At 50.2% G+C, this 20,644-nt stretch carries 15 protein-coding genes; 10 read left to right on the forward strand and 5 right to left on the reverse strand.

Features of this window, described 5'->3' with window-relative positions:
• Positions 1–17: 17 nt before the first annotated feature.
• Both J7439_RS06055 and J7439_RS06060 read right to left on the reverse strand, forming a co-directional pair.
• The gene (locus J7439_RS06055) at positions 18–257 is read right to left on the reverse strand and encodes a hypothetical protein (protein ID WP_209200928.1); all 240 of its coding nucleotides are present in this window, start codon (positions 255–257) and stop codon (positions 18–20) included.
• A 137-nt stretch (positions 258–394) separates the two neighbouring features.
• Positions 395–5,374, reverse strand: coding sequence for a SidE phosphodiesterase domain-containing protein (locus tag J7439_RS06060; RefSeq protein ID WP_209200929.1), 4,980 nt, complete (start codon positions 5,372–5,374; stop codon positions 395–397).
• Positions 5,375–5,641: 267 nt separating this feature from the next.
• On the opposite strand from J7439_RS06060, the gene J7439_RS06065 reads away from it, so the two are divergent.
• From J7439_RS06065 to J7439_RS06080, 4 genes are all read left to right on the forward strand, one after another.
• The gene (locus tag J7439_RS06065; RefSeq protein WP_209200953.1) at positions 5,642–6,898 is read left to right on the forward strand and encodes an HlyC/CorC family transporter; all 1,257 of its coding nucleotides are present in this window, start codon (positions 5,642–5,644) and stop codon (positions 6,896–6,898) included.
• An 87-nt stretch (positions 6,899–6,985) separates the two neighbouring features.
• A complete protein-coding gene (locus J7439_RS06070; RefSeq protein ID WP_209200930.1) occupies positions 6,986–7,429 on the forward strand; it encodes a hypothetical protein in 444 nt (147 codons plus the stop codon).
• Between the two features lie 119 nt (positions 7,430–7,548).
• Positions 7,549–8,124: a chalcone isomerase family protein gene (locus J7439_RS06075; protein WP_209200931.1), complete on the forward strand. Its 576-nt coding sequence runs from the start codon at positions 7,549–7,551 to the stop codon at positions 8,122–8,124.
• Positions 8,125–8,337: 213 nt separating this feature from the next.
• Entirely contained in the window at positions 8,338–11,370 is a 3,033-nt protein-coding gene (locus tag J7439_RS06080) for a cytochrome c peroxidase (RefSeq protein WP_209200932.1), read from the forward strand.
• Between the two features lie 167 nt (positions 11,371–11,537).
• Here the strand turns inward: J7439_RS06080 and J7439_RS06085 are convergent, their stop codons facing one another.
• Positions 11,538–12,143, reverse strand: coding sequence for a CoA pyrophosphatase (locus J7439_RS06085; RefSeq protein WP_209200933.1), 606 nt, complete (start codon positions 12,141–12,143; stop codon positions 11,538–11,540).
• A 383-nt stretch (positions 12,144–12,526) separates the two neighbouring features.
• Here J7439_RS06085 and J7439_RS06090 point away from each other — a divergent pair, with 383 nt between their 5' ends.
• Together J7439_RS06090 and J7439_RS06095 are read left to right on the forward strand one after the other, a co-directional pair.
• Positions 12,527–13,117 carry a hypothetical protein gene (locus J7439_RS06090; protein ID WP_209200934.1) on the forward strand — a complete coding sequence of 197 codons (591 nt, stop codon included), beginning with the start codon at positions 12,527–12,529 and terminating at the stop codon, positions 13,115–13,117.
• 294 nt (positions 13,118–13,411) lie between these two features.
• Positions 13,412–13,957 carry an NUDIX hydrolase gene (locus J7439_RS06095; protein WP_353623007.1) on the forward strand — a complete coding sequence of 182 codons (546 nt, stop codon included), beginning with the start codon at positions 13,412–13,414 and terminating at the stop codon, positions 13,955–13,957.
• Here J7439_RS06095 and J7439_RS06100 read toward each other — a convergent pair.
• Both J7439_RS06100 and J7439_RS06105 read right to left on the reverse strand, forming a co-directional pair.
• Positions 13,932–14,312, reverse strand: a complete 381-nt coding sequence (locus tag J7439_RS06100; RefSeq protein WP_286198223.1) for a YqfO family protein — start codon at positions 14,310–14,312, stop codon at positions 13,932–13,934. The genes J7439_RS06095 and J7439_RS06100 overlap by 26 nt on opposite strands.
• Positions 14,313–14,314: 2 nt before the next feature.
• Positions 14,315–15,481, reverse strand: a complete 1,167-nt coding sequence (locus J7439_RS06105; RefSeq protein WP_209200936.1) for a 1-acyl-sn-glycerol-3-phosphate acyltransferase — start codon at positions 15,479–15,481, stop codon at positions 14,315–14,317.
• 177 nt (positions 15,482–15,658) lie between these two features.
• On the opposite strand from J7439_RS06105, the gene J7439_RS06110 reads away from it, so the two are divergent.
• From J7439_RS06110 to J7439_RS06125, 4 genes are all read left to right on the forward strand, one after another.
• The gene (locus J7439_RS06110; protein ID WP_209200937.1) at positions 15,659–16,387 is read left to right on the forward strand and encodes a tetratricopeptide repeat protein; all 729 of its coding nucleotides are present in this window, start codon (positions 15,659–15,661) and stop codon (positions 16,385–16,387) included.
• A gap of 18 nt (positions 16,388–16,405) precedes the next feature.
• Positions 16,406–16,633, forward strand: a complete 228-nt coding sequence (locus J7439_RS06115; RefSeq protein ID WP_209200938.1) for a putative signal transducing protein — start codon at positions 16,406–16,408, stop codon at positions 16,631–16,633.
• 3 nt (positions 16,634–16,636) lie between these two features.
• The gene (locus J7439_RS06120) at positions 16,637–17,242 is read left to right on the forward strand and encodes an SOS response-associated peptidase (protein WP_209200939.1); all 606 of its coding nucleotides are present in this window, start codon (positions 16,637–16,639) and stop codon (positions 17,240–17,242) included.
• A 125-nt stretch (positions 17,243–17,367) separates the two neighbouring features.
• Positions 17,368–20,622: an ATP-binding protein gene (locus J7439_RS06125; protein ID WP_209200940.1), complete on the forward strand. Its 3,255-nt coding sequence runs from the start codon at positions 17,368–17,370 to the stop codon at positions 20,620–20,622.
• Positions 20,623–20,644: the final 22 nt, after the last annotated feature.

The raw sequence follows: 20,644 nt of genomic DNA on the forward strand, positions 1-20,644 counted from the left end.
TGGGATTGCCTGGTAAGTCAGAACGTCATGTTGTGCAATGCGGTGCCATCGGCCGCAGTCAGCGTCAGCGGGCCTTCTCCGGTTAAATCCATGGACCATACATTGCCCGGGTAGAGACGCCTTTCTACATAGCGGGGTAAGTGTTCAAGCAGGGGGCAGACTCCCCCTACTTGTCGAGATCGGCTTTTAATGGATTGGCCCCGAATTTCTCTTTCCAGAGTTTCGGCGACGATTGATAAAGACGAACAACTGCCCACTCAACGGGTCTTCCTATCAATCGCACCCAAACTCCGTTCGTCCTGATCGGAGTCGAAGGGCGTAAACTCCGTGCCTGAATAAAGACTATGCCAATCACCCTTCGTCGCGATTTCAGGTCTTGAATCCCGATTCCGTCTTAAATCGTTGTTGGCAAGGATGCGTCAATCACTGTCCTGTCACGTAACCATGAGCCAAAATGATCCGTAATCAACTGGTTACACGCCTGCTGGTTTTTTATATGCTTTGCCATGTTAGCGTTATAGTTATCCTGCCAATGTTTTTCTTCGGGATTATTCGTCAGCAATAATTTCATAAATTCCCTTGTGGTCTGGGGTCTAACGGCAACATTGTGCTGACTCAAACAGTGTTTGGCTATTGCTGATTTACCCTCTTCTGAACACTCTTTCCAGAGTTTATCCATATAGTCCCGATAATTGTTAAGGTTATACCGACAAAGATTGGCTCTGTAACGATTCAGATTATAGAGAGGCAGGTCATCTGATTCCGGGTACGATGTCGTGTTATTTTTTCTGCTTTGGCTACCGGACTCAGACATGTTCTTCCGGTCATTGTTGTGATCATCTGTGTTGTTGACATTGACTCCAAATTCCATGTATTCATTTTCGAATTGAGGGAACATCACAAGATTAATAATGTTTAAAATCAACGCCAAAACCACTTTGCTGGGCAGATCATTGCGCTCGTCCGGTTCTAAGTTAATTAATTCATTAAGTGGTCCCTTTTGCCCCCCCGGATAATTTCCTTCTTTCAGGAGGACGCTTTTGAAATCAAAGAACAAATCTCTGAGATCTTTGACTTTGCCAGTATGGAATTCTTGATTATTCCTGATAAAACCTATTGCATGGTCAATATTATTGAATCTAATTTTGAGAAATTCATTGATCATGCCAATAAGTTGATGTGGATGATCCTGGATAATTTCTTCCATGTGTTGTGACAGGATATCCCGGCTTAAATCATCCAAAGGTGTTGAGGAACGGCGTAGAAAATGATTGTTCATCATCACCTCCAGCCATTGTGCCAGATTGAACTCACCCTGCTCATTAACACACGACTTATAGATGATTTGGGAAAGCTGATTGGTACTTTCAAATACCCAGCCATCAAACTCAGTGTCAGGGCCAAAACTGGCATTGTCCAATACCGACGATGAAAACGGCTCACCTTGAAAATAACAACCAACAAATGAAACATTTTCAATCGTCAGGCGGTTTAACACCTCTGTGTTGAATGTACAGTTCTGGAATTTAACAGATTGCAACACGGTACCGTTCATTGAACAGCTGCTGAAATCAATGCCATATATTTCATAATCACCCTTCAGTTGCAAGCCATCCAGCGAATCCAGCCGTCCCTCCAACAGATGGGGGTTTTGCTCAACCAGCCGTTGAATGCTCTCTTTGCCACAAGCCTTGATGAGATTTCTGAAGTTTTCGTCAACCTTGCTGTATTTATAGGTTAACTCATGGTAGCAGTTGGACCAGGATTGCTGAAAAAGCTGTTCCAGCGGGCGCCCGTCGGGCCAGTGGCTATAGCGTTTCTTCAGTGAATGCAACAGATGTTGCTGATCTTCAGGAGAACTGATCTCAAGTTTGTTCAACTCATCATGCAAGGACAGAGGATTGGAAAAACAAGTTTCCTGCCCCGCATCTCCCTGAACCAATTTCTGGTAATCATCCGTTGACTGCGGAATAACTTTCTGATTGTGGATGTAGGATTTCAGTTCGGGGTATTCGCATGTACTGAAATGATCGTGATTTTTAAAAAATATTGTATCCAGGCGGCGGAGTGCTTCAGGTTGCAGGACCATAGACATGGCACCTGTTAATTCTTTTTTGGACTGATCTGCCAGATTTTCTGCCTGCATTATCTCCATAATTCGGGTAAATACTAGTTCTGTATTGAAATTTATTCTGAAGTGCATACCCGCGGCATTCCCGGACGGTTTTATCCCGATCTGAGTACGTCGCCCAAAGGAGATCAGAGCTGCTTCATTTTCCAGGCTCTCGTTCACCAACTCTTTAGTGCTCCGGAGCCGGTCTGGAGAAAAGTTTATACTGTGGCCGGGGCAGAACTTCCTTGCTGGGTCTGCCCCAATGCCATGGGGAAACCCCGGGCCGTAATGCACCCAACGTCCTGCGCGAATACTGGAATGGTTGAAACAATCCAGTTTTTCGTCACTGAGGTTCAGCAACCGTTTAAGAAACGCTTTTTTGCTGGTGTTTACCGGAATATTGATATCCGCTGCCACGGCGAGGTTCATATCACCAAGGCAACCGTGGAAGTCGGCCAGGGCGTCCAGCCATTGCTCTTCCAGGTCAACAGTATTTGGCCGCTCGCCATCAATGCCCAGCCCTGCCAGTTCCCTGAACAACGCCTCAACCACTGATTTATCGTGTCCTGGAAAGGTGATGATCAGTTGATTTTCAAAGGTAAGGGCATCAGGCAGGTTCGGAGGAAAAAACAGTATACTGCCGCCCTCACAGACGTCCGCTTCGAGTTCAACCCCATGTACCGGTGAGGCAGTCAGTTTGCCTTCATCCAGCTGTTGCTGATCCAGGTAACTGACGCTCTGGCCTGTCAGTTTGGCAAAACCGTGGCTGAATTCCGCCAGTTGTACTTTTGCCTCAACTTCTTCGCCGGTTCTTGAGCTGACTCGTGCAGGAAACTCAGGAGCAGGCAGGGGAATTTTAATTAATGGCAGTTTTTCAATGGACGGCACGTCAGCAGTTAATGCTGTCCGGCACTTTTCAACAATGTCCTGCAGAGTCACCACGGTCTTGTCAATGGTATCGTGATGCTCGTTACACCATCGTGTTTTATCGTTGGTTAGCTGATTGGCCAGGCCGTCACAGTCATTGGCCAGGCTGGTCAGCTCACTGCGCCAGTCGCGGTAATTTACGTTCAGGGTATGGTTGACATATTTAACCTGGCTGGCCAGTCGGTGCAATCCCCGTTCCAGGGCCAGGTTATCCGCCAGTTTGCTGCCGGCTTCCTGTGATAACTTGAGGGTCATCCGGGTGATGGGTTGGCCATTGGCATCCAGTAACTGGCTAATGCCAATCTGTCCGCCCTGGATATCCCGGCCTTTGACCGGCAGCCAACCACCCCGGATACCCGCCGCCTCAATCGCCTTGTATTCCGCCATGGATACCCGCTCATCTGCCGCCAGGGTATTGGGCAAGCGGGTGGTCAGCCAGGCAATACGATCGTGAATGGTCTGCCTTAACCAGCTGCGGTCACCGGGCAGGAAACCGCTGTGTTCGATCAGCCGGTCCAGGGCCTGCCAGTCAACCTGGTGCAAGATATCTTTCAGGGTATGGCCCAGCAAGTCATCATCCAATTGCGCAAGGATATCGACGCAGGGGTTGTGGATGGGCAGCGAGTTCATGGGGGGTGCCTGAGGGTCTCGCAGTTTATTCAGCAGCATCGGCATGGAGGAAAAATCATCCGCTTTGGGGGCGGGGTCTGGTTTCTCAGGACATGGGTAGCGAGTCGCCATCCCGGCAAAGTCCCAGTGGAACATCACCGGTTCCCCTTCCGGGGTCAGTTCAATGCCCTCCCAGTCACTGTTCACCATACTTTCGTTACCGACAATCACATTAATCAGCAGTAATCTGGCCCACTGTTCACAAGACAGGGAGCGCAGGGTCTCCTCCCCGCCTTTGAGTTTACCCTGCCATTGTTCGGGAACAGCACTGACCAGATAAAAATGACCCTGTTCCTGATGGACAAAGCTCTCGGGTACGGTGATGCCCAGCAGTCGGGCCAGGTTGCCCATCAGCCGCTGGTTTTGCGCACTTAGCTCACCGCTGGTCGGTTTGATGTAATAGACCTGTTGGCTGACGGGGTCGCTATACAGCCCCTTTGGCCAACTGCCCTGGCACTCTTTTATATCCGCACCGGGTGGGGTCAGTTGTGCCAGGGAGAAGGAGGGTTCCTGTGGTTTTGCCGGGTGTTCGGTGTATGGGGAGATTAACTCCCGGATAACAGCGGACTGTTCACCTATGCTATGAAGCTGATAGCTGAATGGCGAAGGATGGTGTTCCCACTGTTTTTTCCTGTTTTCACACTTGCTGGCGGTACCGATGCTGAAGAAATGTTCGTGCTCTGTGGCGCTGTCCTGCAACTTGATCGGAAACCAGAGATCACCCTGCCTGGCAATCACCCGGCAAACCTCTTCGGCCAGCGTGCGCCACTCTTTCCTCTGGTGATCATCCTGACAGGCGGCAAAACACTCCAGCTGGTCCATATAAAAACATTCCCTTACCCGCATAACCTCCAGCGTATCCGCATCATGGAGCAGACTGCGCAGGGTCTGTATTACCTCTGGCAGATTCTGGCAGCCCTTGGGATTATCCTTGTGGTAAATCGCCTCGCCACACTGCCAGGCCAGGGACTGCTCGATGCCGCAGTTGCGCAGGTGTTCCATCAGGTTGTCAGCACTGGCCCGCTCCCACTCCTCCGTATCGATCCCATCGCCTTCACGGCCGGTGTCGTGAAACAGACAGGCTTTGATCAGCAGTGGTACCATGTGGTCGGGAAATGTCAGTGCCTGGGGATCGCCGTATCGTTTACGCTGTTCCAGCAGGGCTACGGCCCAGATCGCCGTCCGGCAACTGTGCTGGACACCATGAACGGGGCGGGCAATGGTCTGGGCATCAGGTGAGAGACTTGATGGAAAATAATGCTTTAGCAAGGTCGTTTTCGGGATATCACTGGAGTCAATCAACGATTGATCAATGATCGGAAGATTGGACGACTCAGTTTCGGCTTTGGCTGTTTTCAGAGGGTTTTTTGTTGGCTCAATAGTTGGCGTTGCCAGTGCTGTCTCAGTGATTTTCACAGCCGGGTTATTAATGACTGCTACTTCAGGCTCTGGCTTATTGGTGAAATCAAGATTGGCTTTCAAATGATTGGCAGAACCAATAACCGGCAGGATTACCTCTTCGCTTTTTCCAACTTCTCTGGCAAAGGCGGTGCCTGTCTTAACAAGTTGGTTAGATAAACTGACACAACGTTTATCAGATAACTCTTTTTCTTTTGTTCCATCTATTGATTTAAAGTCGAGTGTTTTAATACTGAGCGGATCCATGCTTGTTACCTCCTCTGGCTATCCTGGCCGTTCTGATGTGATTAAGTCATATCGAATAATAATTTGGACAGTTCACCCAATAATTAGTTCCATCTACAGTCAAAGCGTCCAATGCACCTGTTGGCTTTTCCAGGTTTGGTAACCATACGAAGTCAGAAAAGTACAGGCTCACTTCATATTGGCAAACACCCGGGCTTGGGACTTCGCCCTGAAGCAGGTAAAATAGGTGGTTTTACCGCATTGGTTCTGACAAAAGGCGACAACTCGTTGAGTGAAGCACCCTTAAGCGCATTGATTGGCGCACTCGTTTTTCTTCTGCTGTTTTCTGCATTTTTCTCCAGTTCGGAAACCGGGATGATGGCCATCAATCGCTATCGTCTCCGGCACCTTGCCCGCAAGGGTAACCGGGCAGCGAAAAGAACCAGCAGCCTGCTGGACAGGCCTGATCGACTGATTGGGGTCATTCTGATCGGCAACAATTTTGTTAACATTCTGGCCTCTGCCCTGGCCACCATTATTGCTGTCCGTCTCTGGGGAGACAGCGGTATTGCTATTGCCACCCTGGGGTTGACCTTTATTGTGCTGATTTTTGGTGAGGTGACGCCCAAAACCATCGCTGCCATGTATCCGGAAAAGGTGGCCTTTCCTGCATCCATGGTGCTGGTTCCTCTGTTGAAGGTGCTCTATCCGATGGTGGTGCTGGTTAACTGGATCTGCTCTTTGCTGATGAGGCCGTTAGGGATACGTCCGGGCCAGGAAGGTGAGGATCAGCTGACCAGTGAAGAATTGCGGACGCTGGTGAATGAGTCCGGTTTGCGCCTGCCGAAGAAGCGCCGTGGCATGTTGCTGGGCATTCTTGACCTGGAGAAAGTGCGGGTTGATGACATTATGGTACCCAGAAATGAGGTCTACGGTATCGATATTGAGGATGATATTAAAGAAATTATTCACCAGCTAAGGGATTGTCAGCATACCCGCCTGCCGGTGTATCGCGGTGATATCAATAATATTGTCGGTATACTTCATATGCGCAAGATTGCCCGATTGCTGACGCTGGAAAAGGTCAACAAGGCAACACTGTTGCAGGAAACCGCTGAACCGTATTACGTTCCGGAATCTACGCCTCTGCATACCCAGTTGTTCAATTTCCAGAAGGCCAAGGAGAGAACTGCCCTGGTTGTGGACGAGTACGGCGATATTATGGGCCTGGTGACTTTGGAAGATATTCTTGAGGAGATCGTCGGTGACTTTACCACCGATGTTTCCGACAGCAGCCAGGATATTACGCCCCAGGGGGATGGCAGTTATATCATCGACGGCTCAGCCTCCATTCGGGATGTTAACAAGGCGCTGGGCTGGAATCTGCCAACGGACGATGCCCGAACCATTAATGGCCTGATTACGGAAGAGATGGAAGCCATTCCCGAGGCCAGCGTGTGCTGGAAAATCAAGAATTGCCGTTTTGAGATCCTCCAGGTGAAAGATAACCGGATCAAGAGTGTCCGGATGTTTATGGCGAAATGAATACTCTCTTTTTTTGACAGAATGGGAAACTTTATGCAAACACCATAGTCAGAGTTCAGGTAAATAAACTTAAGTAAGGTTGAGGTTATGAATGCAACAGGCTGTATGGCAACTACTCGAAGTGTTCTTTCGGAAATTACGCCAGCGCAGAAGAATGCTATTGAATATGTGGCTTTAAGCGGTGGTATGATCTGCGCTGGATGTGGCGCTGGTGCAACATCCGCGTATCTGATCACTTTGTGTACAAATGCTGGAATCCTGAAAGCATTATGTCTGGGTGGTGTTGGTGGTGGCTGTGCGACTTGTGCGGCTTTAGTGGCTGAAGATTTACTCTGGTACCGTAGTATATCTGTGCCTGATGAAGCCACCCCCAATCAATTGCCAGTGGTGAATCAGCCAGGAAGTACCTCGGTGCTTGACGTAAGCCAGGCTAATGAAGCTCTCAATAGTGGTGTTTGCTGTGAAGGCGAGGACCAAAAGACAAAAGGTGCAGCTAACCTCTATTGTTTCGACGGAACCGCTGCCCTATAAAGAGTCGCCCTTTAAGAAGATAAATTAGAGTGTATTTGCCCAATAATCTGTGAATCCTTTTGGCGTATTTACTCGTAAAGCCTGATAATAGCTATTCATAATAAGGCAAAGGGTTCGCCATGAAAAAAAATGGAGTCAGGTTCTACGTTGCCGGTCTTTCCAACGTAGCCATTTTGCTGGTTCTTTTGATACCCCTGTTTTCTGCAAAGAGTTTTGCCCGGGACACTATAAAAAATGATAAACAGGATTATCCTGTCTGGGAGCAGTGGCAGACGGTTGGGCATTCAACCTTGAAATGGGGCTTATGGGATATTTACGATGCCCAGTTGAAAACGCCCTCCGGCCGTTATGACATTGCTGAACCCGCTTCCACTGATGTGGCGCTGCTTATCGACTATCGACGAAAGATCAGTAAAAAACGGTTGCTTTCGGCAACAGACCAACAGTGGGCTCACCTCGGGGTATCCCGGGAGAATAGAAAACGCTGGCTTAAGCAACTCAGCAAAATATGGAAGGGCGTTCGTGCGGGTGATCGCCTGGTCTTTGTGCTGTCGGCATCCGGCGGACGTTTTTATTTCGGCCACCGTTTTCTGGGCAGGATTGACGATGTGCAGCTGGCCAGAACCTTTATGGATATCTGGCTTTCAGACAATACAGCCTACCCGGAACTTCGGCAACAACTTATCGGGAAATAGGGAATTGTCCCGAAATTATTTCGTGACAATTACTGACGCCCATTCAAAAGTTACAGATTGCTCGGTCGATGATAGCTAATGATGGAATTCATTAGTCTATTTTCTATGAACAATAAAACTGTTTTCTTTTATCTTGGTGTTGTCTTATGTGGGCTTTCCCGGTTTGCAGATGCTGACGTGTTAACAGATATCTCAGACGCATCGATCGGGAAGTTGCTCAGATCCCATCAGATTACCGGCACACCTGAACCGGATACACCTTTGGAGCCGTTTACCTCTCCGGTGGTGAAGTTAGGCAAAAAGTTATTTTTCAGCCCCGATTTAAGCCTCAGTGGCACAGTGTCCTGTGCCACTTGCCATCATCCCCAAACCGCTGGCGGTGATGGCCTGGCACTGCCTGTCGGTGTGATCGTTAACGACCACAGGCTGTTCGGGCAAAAGCGGCTGGATGCCCTGAAAGGTTTATATCCGGACCAATACGAAGAGCTGCTGATCCCCAGAAACTCACCGACGGTATTTAATGCATCGCTGTACAGAGAGAATCTATTCTGGGATGGCCGTTTGCAGTACCTTCAGGAAGCGTTACCCGATGCTGTTATGGCCTCACCTTCCTGTGGTGTTGGTGGTAATGGACGGCTGGTGCGTCTTGGTAATGGCTATTCCAATTTGCGACCGGAATGCTATGAGGAGAAGAACCTGTTGCAGGCACAGGCCCGGCTACCGATGGTCTCGCCCTTTGAAATGAAGGGCTTGAAAGATGCCCACTACAATAACCATGAACTCTATGAAGTCATCATACAACGACTTCAGTCTAACCCGCAGTGGTGCAGTGCTTTCCGGCAGGCTTTTGCTGATTCAGAAGCAGCCACCTGCAAAGAGATGATCCATATCGACCGGGTTACCGAGGCATTATCCAGGTTTCAGGGGCACCTGGTGTTTATCGATAATGCTTTTTTTCGTTACGTAAAAGGAAAGGGGGATTTGACGCCCCTGGAAAAAGAGGGGTTGAAGCTTTTTTTTACGCCACTGGTTCGCAATGGTGCCGGTTGCGCGGGGTGCCACAGTGGCAATAATCTGTCCGATGAGCAGTTTTATAATATTGGTGTTGCGCCTTACGGACGGGGAGCTAATGGACGCGGTCTGGACTACGGTCGTAAAAATTTCAATTTCAGGCAGATACCCTATTCGTTCCGTACCCCAAGTCTGCTTAATGTTGCTTTGACCGGGCCTTATTTTCACAATGGCTCAGCCGGGTCACTTTACCGGGTAATAGAGGCACATACGCTGCAATGGCAACACCTCCAGATGGGTGACAGAAAAAATGAGTCGCCAATCGTTCGGACTATCCGCAGTATCGCCACGCAATCCCCGGATTACCTGAAGTTGCCTTACCAATTGGAACCGTCCAGGATCAAGGCATTAATTGCATTTCTTAACACATTGACAGACTCGTGTGTGAATAAACGTCAGTGTATGGAGTATCTGGTAGACCGGCAGCCTATTATCACGGAGCTGGAAAAAACAGATGATGTAAAGCAATCGTTGCTGCCTTTGGTTCAAGCGCCAGAATTATCAGAACAGGCGGTGGCAACACCTCCCGTGCAAGGCTGTGCAGGAAATACCACGGACATAAAATCTGTTGATGTTACTGCCACGCCGTTAACGAATATCACTCAGTCCAGCGATCTGGACCATCAGCGGGTTATTGGTCTGATTAAGCCCGGATGGTTAATGGATATCGTCAATTGGTCTGGCGTGTCTGCATTTGATATTGATAACGATTGCCTGGATGACTTGATTTTCAATGATAATCAGGGAAATGTCATCGTCTACTACCAGCAGCCATCCGGTGGGTTTCGAAAAGAGGTGCTGCAGCTTCCCGATATCAATACAGGCGGTGCCATTACTCCGCTGGTGGCGGATATTGATGGTGACTACAAGGCAGACCTCTTTCTCGGGAACAGTGGCCGTTATTTTCCCCAGATTATTTTTAATATGGTCGAAGCTCCAACATCCATGGTGTTGAACAATGTTAAGGGTCCGACGTTAAACGCCAGTTTTGGTGATCTTGATCAGGATGGGCATCTGGATATGGTGATGGCCTTCTGGCGTACCTACAAGTCAGCACGTCAGCCACAGGTGTGGCGTAATCATGGCTATCGTAACCTGAGGCCGGAGGGTATCGTCTATCCTGGCCTGAGGCACAGCTATGGTGATGTCATGCTTGGGGATGGTGTGATTAATCAGCAGCATGAGCTGCCATTGTTTGGCGATAGTGATTTTACCTTTACCCCCAATATGGTTGATTTTGATAATAATGGCACCACGGATGTGCTCCTGACAGCGGATTTTTTTACTTCTCAACTCTGGCAATCAACGTCTGAAGGCTTGAAAGATGTCACGGATATCAATGTCATTAATGGCAGTTTTGGCATGGGTGCCGCCATCGCCGATTTTGATAATGATGGCGATATGGATTGGTTTGAGAGCAGTATTTACAGCCCTGAGAAGAATAAGAGATATACCGGAAACCGGCTGTATGAAAACTCAGGAAATTTTAACGTCAGCGATGCTACGGAAAAATCAGGTTTGCGAAAAGGTGGGTGGGGCTGGGGCAGTTGTGCCGCTGATTTTAATAATGACGGGTTGCTGGATATTTTTCATGTCACCGGTTACGGAGCCATTCCTGAAACAGCTGATTTCAACTCTGAACAGGAAAGGCAGTTGCAACTTAAGTTTTTGCAAAGCCACGATGCATTTAATAACGCCAGACCAAGGCTGTTTATTAACCGGGGTGGCATGACATTTTCAGATGAGTCCGCCGCGTGGGGGTTAACCGAGGTGAATGATGGCCGTGGCATTGTCTGCTTCGATTATCAGCAGGATGGCGATATTGATATTGTCATCAGCAACTGGGAAGGCAGGCCAACGTTCTATCGCAACAACAATACAGACAACAATGACTGGCTATCGGTAAAGCTGGTGGGTTTGCCGGGAAATACCGAGGCGTTGGGAGCCAAGCTCTATCTGCATACTGATCAGGGGGTGCAGTATCGTGAGTTGCGCTTTGAGAACAACTACGTATCCGCCAACCCCAGGCAGTCTCACTTTGGCCTGGGGCGGGATAGGAGCATTGACAAACTGGTGATTGAGTGGCCTGCACCTGACCGTGAATCAACAATAATAACCACGCCGGACAAAAACCAGCGACTGGTTATCCATCACCCGGCCCTGGAACAAAACTAAATCATCCCTTAAGTAGCTGGCCATATGGAATCGAATATTTCTGGCTACTTGGGCTGGTACTATGCGAGGCACAACGGAGGGAGCATAGCCGTAGCTATGTGACCGGAGTTGTAACGAAGCAGAGTGCCAGCACAAGTAGCCAGAAATATATGATTTCATATGGTTAGCTACTTATGCCGGGGGAAATGGCTGTTGAAGTGAGGAGCGTTCAGTGAGATGTCGGCATCCAGGGTTATGTTCAGGAACTCCACCAGCATCACGGCAGTCAGCCCCCAGATCAGATACTCTCCATAGTAAAAGGACGGCATCATGTAGTCCTGGTTGCGCAGTTTCCAATGGTTGAACGTCAGGTTGCCCTTGTCCAGAAAGTAGCTTAACGGGACTTTAAAAATACGATCCAGCTCTGCCATATTGGCTCTTAGTGGTGTGTCTGCGGCAATAATCCCGACAATAGGGGTGACTTCCAGACCAAAGCGCGAGACCACCGAGCCGGTTTGGCCGATGATTCTGACGGCTTCCGGGGGGAGGGCGATCTCCTCAAAGGACTCTCTCAATGCGGTATGGACCAGGTCTCTGTCGGACAGGTCACGCTTGCCTCCCGGGAACGCAACCTCGCCACTGTGGGTGCTCATATGGGGGGCTCGCCGGGTAAACACCAGCTCTGGTTCCGGTGCATTGGTAATGGGTATCAGCACTGCGGCTTCTGGCAGTTGGGCATCTATTGTTCTGGGCTGGTGGTTTTGCAGCCGTTCTTCAACCTGGTTCAACATCATGGTGACTTCAGAGGCATCCTTGCAAGGGACTTGAATTTATCATAAGTAGCTCAGCCGGATTTATCCAGTGTTCTTAGGGCCTGTTGACATTTTGTTGCCTGCACAGAGTGAATGACCATACTGCCTTAGTCGTGTATAAAGCATCGACACGCAGTCGTCTCTCTTGCTCAAAAAGCATCCTGACTCAGAATTTATCGGTGACATTGCCAGTGCTTTCTACCCGGTCTGGGAAAAGGTCGCCGCCCGCTCCCCGCAAAAGCACAAGCGGTCACGGCTTTTCGGATAGCGGGAGGCGGGTAACGGCTGTAGAAATGTGAAAGTTATTTCAGGACAGTTACTTGACGTCTACCCTAAGAGATCAGTTTCACCGTGAGGAACTGATTATGCAAAATGTAAACTCTGGAGCCGCTTCATCACAACTCACCGGATATGTTACCCCACCGGTTGCGGTTGGTCGTTCACCATCTCCCCCCGTCGCCGCAGTTGCCAGCGTGCTTCCGACTCCTGGCCTGAGTCCGGAACTATGCCTGCAAGAAGAAAAAATGTCGACCAATGGTACTAAACCTGTAACAAACAGAAATGTGGCACTTTCGGCACCAAGTGCTCAACGTGATGAAATCAGCAAACCTTTTCGAGACGATGGCAACCCTGATACCGCGGGTATTTCATCCACAAATACCGAAAAGAGGATTATAAGTGACATGAAGGATGAGTTGATAAAACTCGTTCGCCCTCTGCTTTGGAATAATGCTCGCATTTGTGGGCTGGCACTCACTGGCAAAACCAGAGACCAACTTAAGTTCAAGGTGACGGCGGATTATGATTGCAGCCCGGAAGAAAAGCGGATGTTGCTCGCCGAAATAGAGCGCTTCATGCAAGATAATGTTCCGCAGAGGTTGCGAAATGAGTTTAAACTCGTAATTGATTACAGTGGGCCTATTGAAGCCTTGAGTTCTGACCCTGTGAATTCATAAGTGGAAAATATGGCAGCAATCAGGATGCCTCCCTTAGTTCTTGTTCTTAAGGTAGACATTAAGGATTCTTCATGATGGTAAACTGAACCCTGTCCTCTTTCAGCGTTTGATGAGGGGGCGGTTGCCTGGCAGGTGCTGCGGGTCTTGCATTGGAACCACAAAAGAAAAGCTTTTCCCGTTAATGAAGCAAGTAGATCGACAGTTTGTTCATCTCTGAGGTTTTGTTACTCTGTTATTGTCCTTCTTTACCCATCTGCCAGAAACAAGGAGTGAACGTTGATGACAGGACCCTCTGTGCATTACTGCAGTGTCTGCGGTCATAAGACTCAAAGAAAAGTGCCTGAAGGGGATCATCGCCTGCGGGATGTGTGTAGTCACTGTCATACGATTCATTATCAGAACCCCAGGGTTATCACCGGGTGCCTGCCCGTTTACCAGGATAAGGTATTGATGTGTAAACGGGCGATTGAGCCCAGAAAGGGGTTCTGGACACTGCCCGGTGGCTTTATGGAGTTGGGCGAAACCATCGAAGAGGGAGCGGCACGGGAAACCCGCGAAGAAGCCTGTGCGGATGTTACCATTGAGTCACTTTATACGCTGTTTAATGTGGTGCATGTCGGTCAGCTGTCGGCTTTTTTTCTGGCGAGACTGGAACGGCCGGATTTTGCCCCGGGGGAGGAGAGTCTGGAGGTGGCCCTCTTTGAAGAAGATGAGATTCCCTGGGACCAACTGGCTTTTTCTACCATAAGCCGGACGCTTCGCTATTATTTTGCCGATCGCCGGGAAGGCACGTTTCCCATGAGGCTTGAGTATGTCACGCCTCCACAGCGGCAAGATTGACCGGGTGAAAATCGAAGGCAGGCATTTCATAAGGGTGTGCCTGCAGTAGCGCCTCAATGGCGGGTTTTAAAAACGGCTCCTGACAAAGCATTTCTACTTTCCAGGTTTCTTCTGAATGGATTTCGCCGGGTTGCCCGGAGAAGGGCTGGCTTCCCGGCAAGGGGCGAAACTGGCCGGTCCCCGGGGTTTGCCAGCAACAGCAATCATAGTTTCCATAACGACCAGCACCGGCATTGAACAGGGCCTCCTTGACTGTTTCAAGCCAGGGGGAAGGAATCATGACACAGACTTTGTACACCTGAGTTTCAGACTTTTGAGAAAGGTGTGCTTCACATTGTGCAGATGATTCCTTCATGCTTATGAACCGTAGCGGAAACGATTAATCACCGGCTGGGCGTACATCTTTAAGAACCAGGGGCGGTATAGCTCAGGGCAGCGCTCCAGGTGTCGGGTGAATTCATCGCGTTTTTTCAGCAGATCTATGGCCGGGAATAACTGTTCGATCCCAGGAACCTGAATAACCTGCTCATGCTGGTTGATCTCACTGCTGATTGCTTCCCAGGCAAACAGGTTGGATGGCTGCAACTCATAGCTATGGTGAATCTGATGGTTAACCTCTTGAACCACCGAGGCGGCATCTTCAAAGTCCTCTGTCAGCGGTTTGCCAAACGCAACATGTACATGCCCTTTGTAACCATCTATGCCTGTGACGATGCTTTTCAAATCTTCATCGTCGGCTTTCAGATACTGACCGGTCTGTTGTTTCTCATACAGTTCCCGGGCCTTGTCGCAGTCGCATGGGTCGAACTCGTAGGAGATAGAGACCGGTACAATATTCAGTGAGCGGATATTGTCAGCAAAAGCGCTCTGCCTGCCACGACGGCTCAGGTTAAACATCTTGATAATGGCCGGATCGGTCTGGTCATTACCATCCTTGGCCCGGCCTTCGCTCTGGGCAATCCAGACCGGCTGGCCTTCATCGATGCAGTGATGAATGTAGGCCGAGAGGTTCTGGAAGGCGAGCAGCTTTTCCCGTCGCCCGGACAGTGAGCGTTTGACGATAAAGCTTTTGTTCAGACGCATCAGGTCACTGACAAAAGGGCGTTTGACCAGGTTGTCGCCAATGGCAATCTGGCAGGTTTCCATATCGTTAAGGTAGAGCGCATAGTTGACCAGGGCCGGATCCAGAACAATATCTCGATGATTGGACAGAAACAGGTAGGCCTTGTTCTTGTTCAGGTGCTCAATGCCGGAAAAAGACACCTTATGGGTAGTGGTTTTGATCACCCGGGTCAGATAGGGCTCGATAATGGCCTGAAAATCCCGGACATTATGGATATTCCGTGTTTTGTACTTTAACGCCAGAGAGGTGATCCAGGCCATGGCTCCGGAAAACTGCCGGGTTAAACCGGGGTAACGGTGCTTTGCCATCACATGGAGCAGGTCTTTATCAGTTAACAGGCGAGCCAACGTAGGCCGGACCTCATGGTCATGGTAAGGGCGGATATCGTCAAAAGCTTCCATTTGTGCCAATGCTTTGAGGTCAGATAAGGAAAAAATCGTTATTGATCGACGGGCTATTATATTTCATGGACTGACTGCCGGTCTGTATAGACACTGTCGCGTAATGTAACTGAGCCGCAGGGAGGATGCAAACCAGAGGTTATTCATCAATTGAAATGATAACGGAGGTGGAATTGGTTGCCGGGTGACTTTTATCGCTGGAATGGGAATCGCTGTGAGGAATACCTGCAAACCGTTCCCGAACATCATATAATCCCGGTTTCAGGTTCCCGGAACCTGACCATTTATAAAAATGCCAGGCAGGGATTATTCATGTTGAAGCAGGTTAAAAGTGCTGTCAGTTTGGTGGTATTGCTGGTCACGGTGGCGGGGCCGGTCTGGGCTACCACCCCTGTTAGCGGTGTTGTGGCTCAGAAAGAGCAAAAAGAGCCGTCGGTTTCTGGTAAGGTTCAGGGACAGTTAAGCGAGGCGATTCAAATCCTCCACTCAGGCCAGGCAGCAAACCCGGCTAAAGCCATTAATGCTTTGCAGCGCATTGCCCGCCAGGGCGATCAGCAAGCCCGGGCCGAAGCCATGCTCTGGCTGGGCAGGGCTTATCGTGACGGGCTTGCCGGGACCGCTAAGGATATTGGCACGGCCTTTGACTATTTCCAGCAGGCTGCCGGGCGTGAAGGGCTGAATTCTGAAGCACAGTATGAGCTGGGACGGGCCTATCTCAATGGTGAAGGCACGGACCGCAACCTGATCGCGGCCTATATGTGGACCGAGCTCAGTCTGCAGGCCCCGTCGAACATATCAGCCTCTGCAAAAGCCCAGAAAGCCAGGCTGGAGACTCTGCTCAATACCGTTCAACTGGAAAAAGCCAGGCAGCTGGTGGATCAGTTGGCCACCCTTTATCTGCAATAATCAGGCTCTTGATCGCAAATGATTAAAGTATATAGCCCGGAAAATCTGGTGGAAGCCCAGTGCCTGAAGGATCTGCTGACCAGTCGTCGTATTTTCTGTCATCTGGCCGGTGTTGACCTGATCGGTGCCATGGGAGAGCTGCCTGCCATTGGTTTGCTGGCGCTGTATGTTGATGATGCCGATGCGGGCCTGGCAAAAGAGTTAATTGAGGATTACCTGAATGCCGAGCCGGAAGAGTTGGAGTAATTTATGTGCAGCCGTTACTCATTCAACCTGCCCAGGGTTGACCTTGGCTTTCTCGGTATCAACGATGTGTTAACTCAGAAACCCGTCCAACAGGTGGTGCCGGGGCAACAGGTGTGGCTGGTTCGAAACAGTGACTGTGGCACCCCTGAACTGGCCCAGGCCAAGTGGGGGCTTGTCCCTTCCTGGTTGCAGGATCTATCCCGGGCCCAGATCAATGCCCGTGTGGAGACCGCCGCTGAGTCACGAATGTTCAAAAAAGCCTGGCAGGACAGGCGTTGCCTGATTCTGGCGGATAGCTACTACCAATGGCATATGGCTCCGGGCAACCGGCGTCAGCTGTGGCGTATTGGCACAAAAGATGGTTCGCTGCTATTGATGGCCGGACTTTGGGAGCGGTTCACGGTGGACAGTACTCTCTCTTTCGATTCCTGCGCCGTCTTAACCATGCCGGCCATGCCACCGTTAATGTTGATCGCTGACCGCATGCCGGCGTTGTTGACGGCGGCTCATGCACAGCGCTGGCTGTCCGGAGAACCTTTTGATATTGAACGTTTTTCTGCCTTTCTTGCCAGCTTTCCCTGGCACAGCCAGAATATTCTGAAAGGCTGAGGTTGCGTTGTTCAGAATCTCCATTCACTGCTGAAATGCTGGTCTATCATTAGCGTTCATTGTGGCCGTGTGCAGTGAACCCAGTGCAATTTTCTATCAGGAAAAAAATCATTTTTTTTACTGTCGTGCCTGTCACGCTGCTGTACAACCTGATCTTTGGTATCCACCTCTACCTCTCACTCAAACAGGCCACGGACGCGGTCGCCAAAGGATTGATTGAGCAGGTCTGGCATAATGCGGACAAAATTGACAGCCATACCCGGCAGCTGATGACCATGACCTCGTTTATGGGGGATATGTTGAGTCGGATGCCTGTGACTGACCATGCCATGATCAAACACTTTCTCACGGATCTGGTGGCAAGAAACTCTCTGGTTCGCGGCTTTACTTATGTGAAGCTCGGCAGCAGCCTGCAGCACTGGGATGTTTTTCATGCCTACAGGAATCAGTGCCGGGTCCGGCTGGATGAAAGCGTCGATACCGGCCTGTTTCCTGCCCAGTTCTGGTGGGCTAATCAGGATCAGCAGAAAGAGGGATTCTGGACATCGCCAAGAGGATCTGCGGATAAAGGATGGATTGTCAGCTATATCGTCCCGGTCATTTCAGCGAACACCCTTTATGGCTATTTCTGGATGGATATCAGCCTTGCGGATCTGCGCCATCAGCTGGTGGAAAACACCACGGGAAATGCCAGTTTTTCCATTGTTAATGGTGCCGGAGAGTACCTGCAGACGGACAGTGAAACGCCGAAGCGCTACCAGTTAAACAGCATTCATCAAAGCCAGTTTTATTACGGTTCCCCGGGGTTATGGCATGACCTGGAAGAGCTGATTGAACGAGGTGAGCCCGCTTTCCGGCACAAGTGGGTGCCGGTTCGGCAGAATGAGTACTGGTTGATGGGGGCACCGATTAAATCGGCTTCCTGGTGGATGATCAGTTATGCCCCGAGGGAAACCGTACTGGCTCCGGTGATTGACCAGGCGCAGATTAATGCATTGCTGATGCTACTCTCCCTGACACTGATATTTACCTGTGCCAGCCTGGTGTCGGTGAGAATTGCCCGTCCGATTATCCGCCTGAAGCGAGCCATGGATGACTTTACCTACCGTCGGGTCATGCCGGTGATTACCCATATCAGCCGGGATGAAATTGGCAGTCTGACCGAAAGTTTCCAGCAACTGGTGACCAGGCTGGCGGACCGGGAAAAAGCACTGCATCAGGCCAGAACCAGCAATATCGGTCATTTGCTTGAGCGGCTGAGGGGGAACTATTTCTATTTCAACCTCAATAAGGATGGGTGTGTTACCCATGTCAGTCCGTCAATAGAAGCCATTCTGGGCTATACACAGAAAGAGTTTCTGCGTCCATTGATCGGGTATCTTGCTAACCGGGACAGTAAATTATGTTTTCGGGATCAGTTTCGTGAGGCCAAGCAAGGGCGATGGGGCGATACCTTTGAGCTGGATATCCGGCATCTGAATGGCAGTATCCGCAGGCTGGAAATCTTCTGGAGTGATATCGGGGATCTGGAAGACAGGCAATATCTGGTTGAAGGGCTGGCCAATGATATTACCGATCGGGTAAGCGATACCAAGAAATTCAAGCTGCTACTGGACAGTGCGCCGGATGCAACCATCATTGCCACACCGGAAGGCATTATTGGCATGGCCAACAGCAGGACGGAAGATCTGTTTGGCTTTCACCGGGAAGACCTGGTCAATATGCCCCTGAGCCTGCTGACGCCACTGGAAAACCGTCCGGGGCACCCTCTGTTGGGTGATCTGGAAAAAGCCAGTTGGGAGCAGCTGTGCCTGGTGGGTTATGAATCCCGGGGTATTGATCGTAAAGGCCGGATTTTCCCGGTAGAAATCACCAGCAACCCCCTGAAAACCGGCGATGGACTGCTGATCTCCATGGTGGTTCGTGATATCACGGAGCGAAAACGCATTGAACATGAGTTGATGCGGGCCAAGGAAGAGGCTGAGCGGGCCAACCTGGCCAAAGGTCTGTTCCTCTCCAATATGAGCCACGAGTTGAGAACACCGCTGAATGGGGTGCTTGGCAACGCCCAGCTGTTGTTAAGAAACCTCTCGTTAACGTCGGCCCAGCGAAAAAGCCTGAACACCATTGAGGCCAGTGGCCAGCATTTGTTGTCACTGATTAACGATATTCTCGATTTAACCAAAATTGAGTCCAGCAAGATTGAGTTACACCCTTCTGCGGTCCGATTGCTGGAGTTACTGCGCGGGGTGCGCAATATTCTGATGGAAAGGGCGGTCAGCAAGGGACTGGATTTACGCCTGTTGCCCATTGGCACGTTACCGGAAATTGTCATGCTGGATGAAATCAAGGTTCGTCAGGTGCTGCTGAATCTGCTCAGTAACGGGGTTAAGTACACGGTTAAGGGGTGGGTTGAATGCCGGGTTTCTGTGGCGGGCAATGATATTGTCTTTGAAGTCCGCGACACCGGTGTTGGTATTGCCCATGAGGACCTGGAGAGGGTCTTTGAACCTTTCCGGCAGGTCCATCTGGGGTTGCAGATCGGTGGCACTGGCCTGGGGCTGGCGATCAGTCGGCGGCTGGTTTCGGCCATGGGCGGGGAGCTTGATGTTATCAGCGAGCCTGGCAAGGGGAGCCGTTTTATTTTTGTCCTGCCGCTGGTTCTGGGCAGTTTTGCAGCGCTGAAAGAGCATCAGCGTCTTTTGCCCGGTTCCATTTATGTGCATTTGGATGAGCGCTTCCAGGGGGTTCGGGTGCTGGTGGTGGATGATGTTGAAAGTAACCGGGATATGATGGCCGGGTTGCTGGACTCCGCCGGTTTCAGGGTTGATACCGCCGGTAATGGCCTGCAGGCGGTGGAAGCGGTGAAGCAGGTGGATTTTGACCTGATTTTGATGGATATCTCCATGCCGGTGATGGATGGGGTGACAGCGATCCGGAAAATTCGTGAACTGCCCGGAAAAGTATCGGTCAAAGCAGTGGCGGTGACCGCCAGTGTCAGCCATGAGGCCAGGGAGCGGTTGTTGATTCAGGGGTTTGATGAATACATTGGCAAGCCTCTGGATGCCGGGCTGATGTTTGATAAAATCCGCTGTTTACTGGGTGTGGATTATGTCACCGCGCTGCCAAAACCAGAGTGGAATGAGAATGCTTTGCTGCAAAGTCTCAAAGAGATGCGCATGGATAGCTTTGTCCATGCCATTATTACTGCTTTTGAGCAGGGTGATCTGGAGTCGCTGGAGCAGGCGCTGCACTCATTTGAAAACGACCCGGCATTGGCCGATGTGATAGGCTTCCTGCTGATGCTGACGGCGGATATGGATATTGCCCGGCTGGAAAATTTTATTGGTCAGCTGGTAGAAAATTTTGACAATAAGTAGCTGGCCATATGGAATCGAATAT

The organism is Salinisphaera sp. G21_0, assembly GCF_017744115.1.
Taxonomy (GTDB): domain Bacteria; phylum Pseudomonadota; class Gammaproteobacteria; order Pseudomonadales; family Endozoicomonadaceae; genus Endozoicomonas.

Excerpts from the sequence above, each read along its gene's own strand:
- J7439_RS06060 (WP_209200929.1), bottom strand. The coding sequence starts at position 5,374 with ATGGATCCGCTCAGTATTAAAACACTCGACTTTAAATCAATAGATGGA.
- J7439_RS06070 (WP_209200930.1), top strand. The coding sequence starts at position 6,986 with ATGAATGCAACAGGCTGTATGGCAACTACTCGAAGTGTTCTTTCGGAA.
- J7439_RS06075 (WP_209200931.1), top strand. The coding sequence starts at position 7,549 with ATGAAAAAAAATGGAGTCAGGTTCTACGTTGCCGGTCTTTCCAACGTA.
- J7439_RS06085 (WP_209200933.1), bottom strand. The coding sequence starts at position 12,143 with ATGATGTTGAACCAGGTTGAAGAACGGCTGCAAAACCACCAGCCCAGA.
- J7439_RS06090 (WP_209200934.1), top strand. The coding sequence starts at position 12,527 with ATGCAAAATGTAAACTCTGGAGCCGCTTCATCACAACTCACCGGATAT.
- J7439_RS06100 (WP_286198223.1), bottom strand. The coding sequence starts at position 14,312 with ATGAAGGAATCATCTGCACAATGTGAAGCACACCTTTCTCAAAAGTCT.
- J7439_RS06105 (WP_209200936.1), bottom strand. The coding sequence starts at position 15,481 with ATGGAAGCTTTTGACGATATCCGCCCTTACCATGACCATGAGGTCCGG.
- J7439_RS06115 (WP_209200938.1), top strand. The coding sequence starts at position 16,406 with ATGATTAAAGTATATAGCCCGGAAAATCTGGTGGAAGCCCAGTGCCTG.
- J7439_RS06120 (WP_209200939.1), top strand. The coding sequence starts at position 16,637 with ATGTGCAGCCGTTACTCATTCAACCTGCCCAGGGTTGACCTTGGCTTT.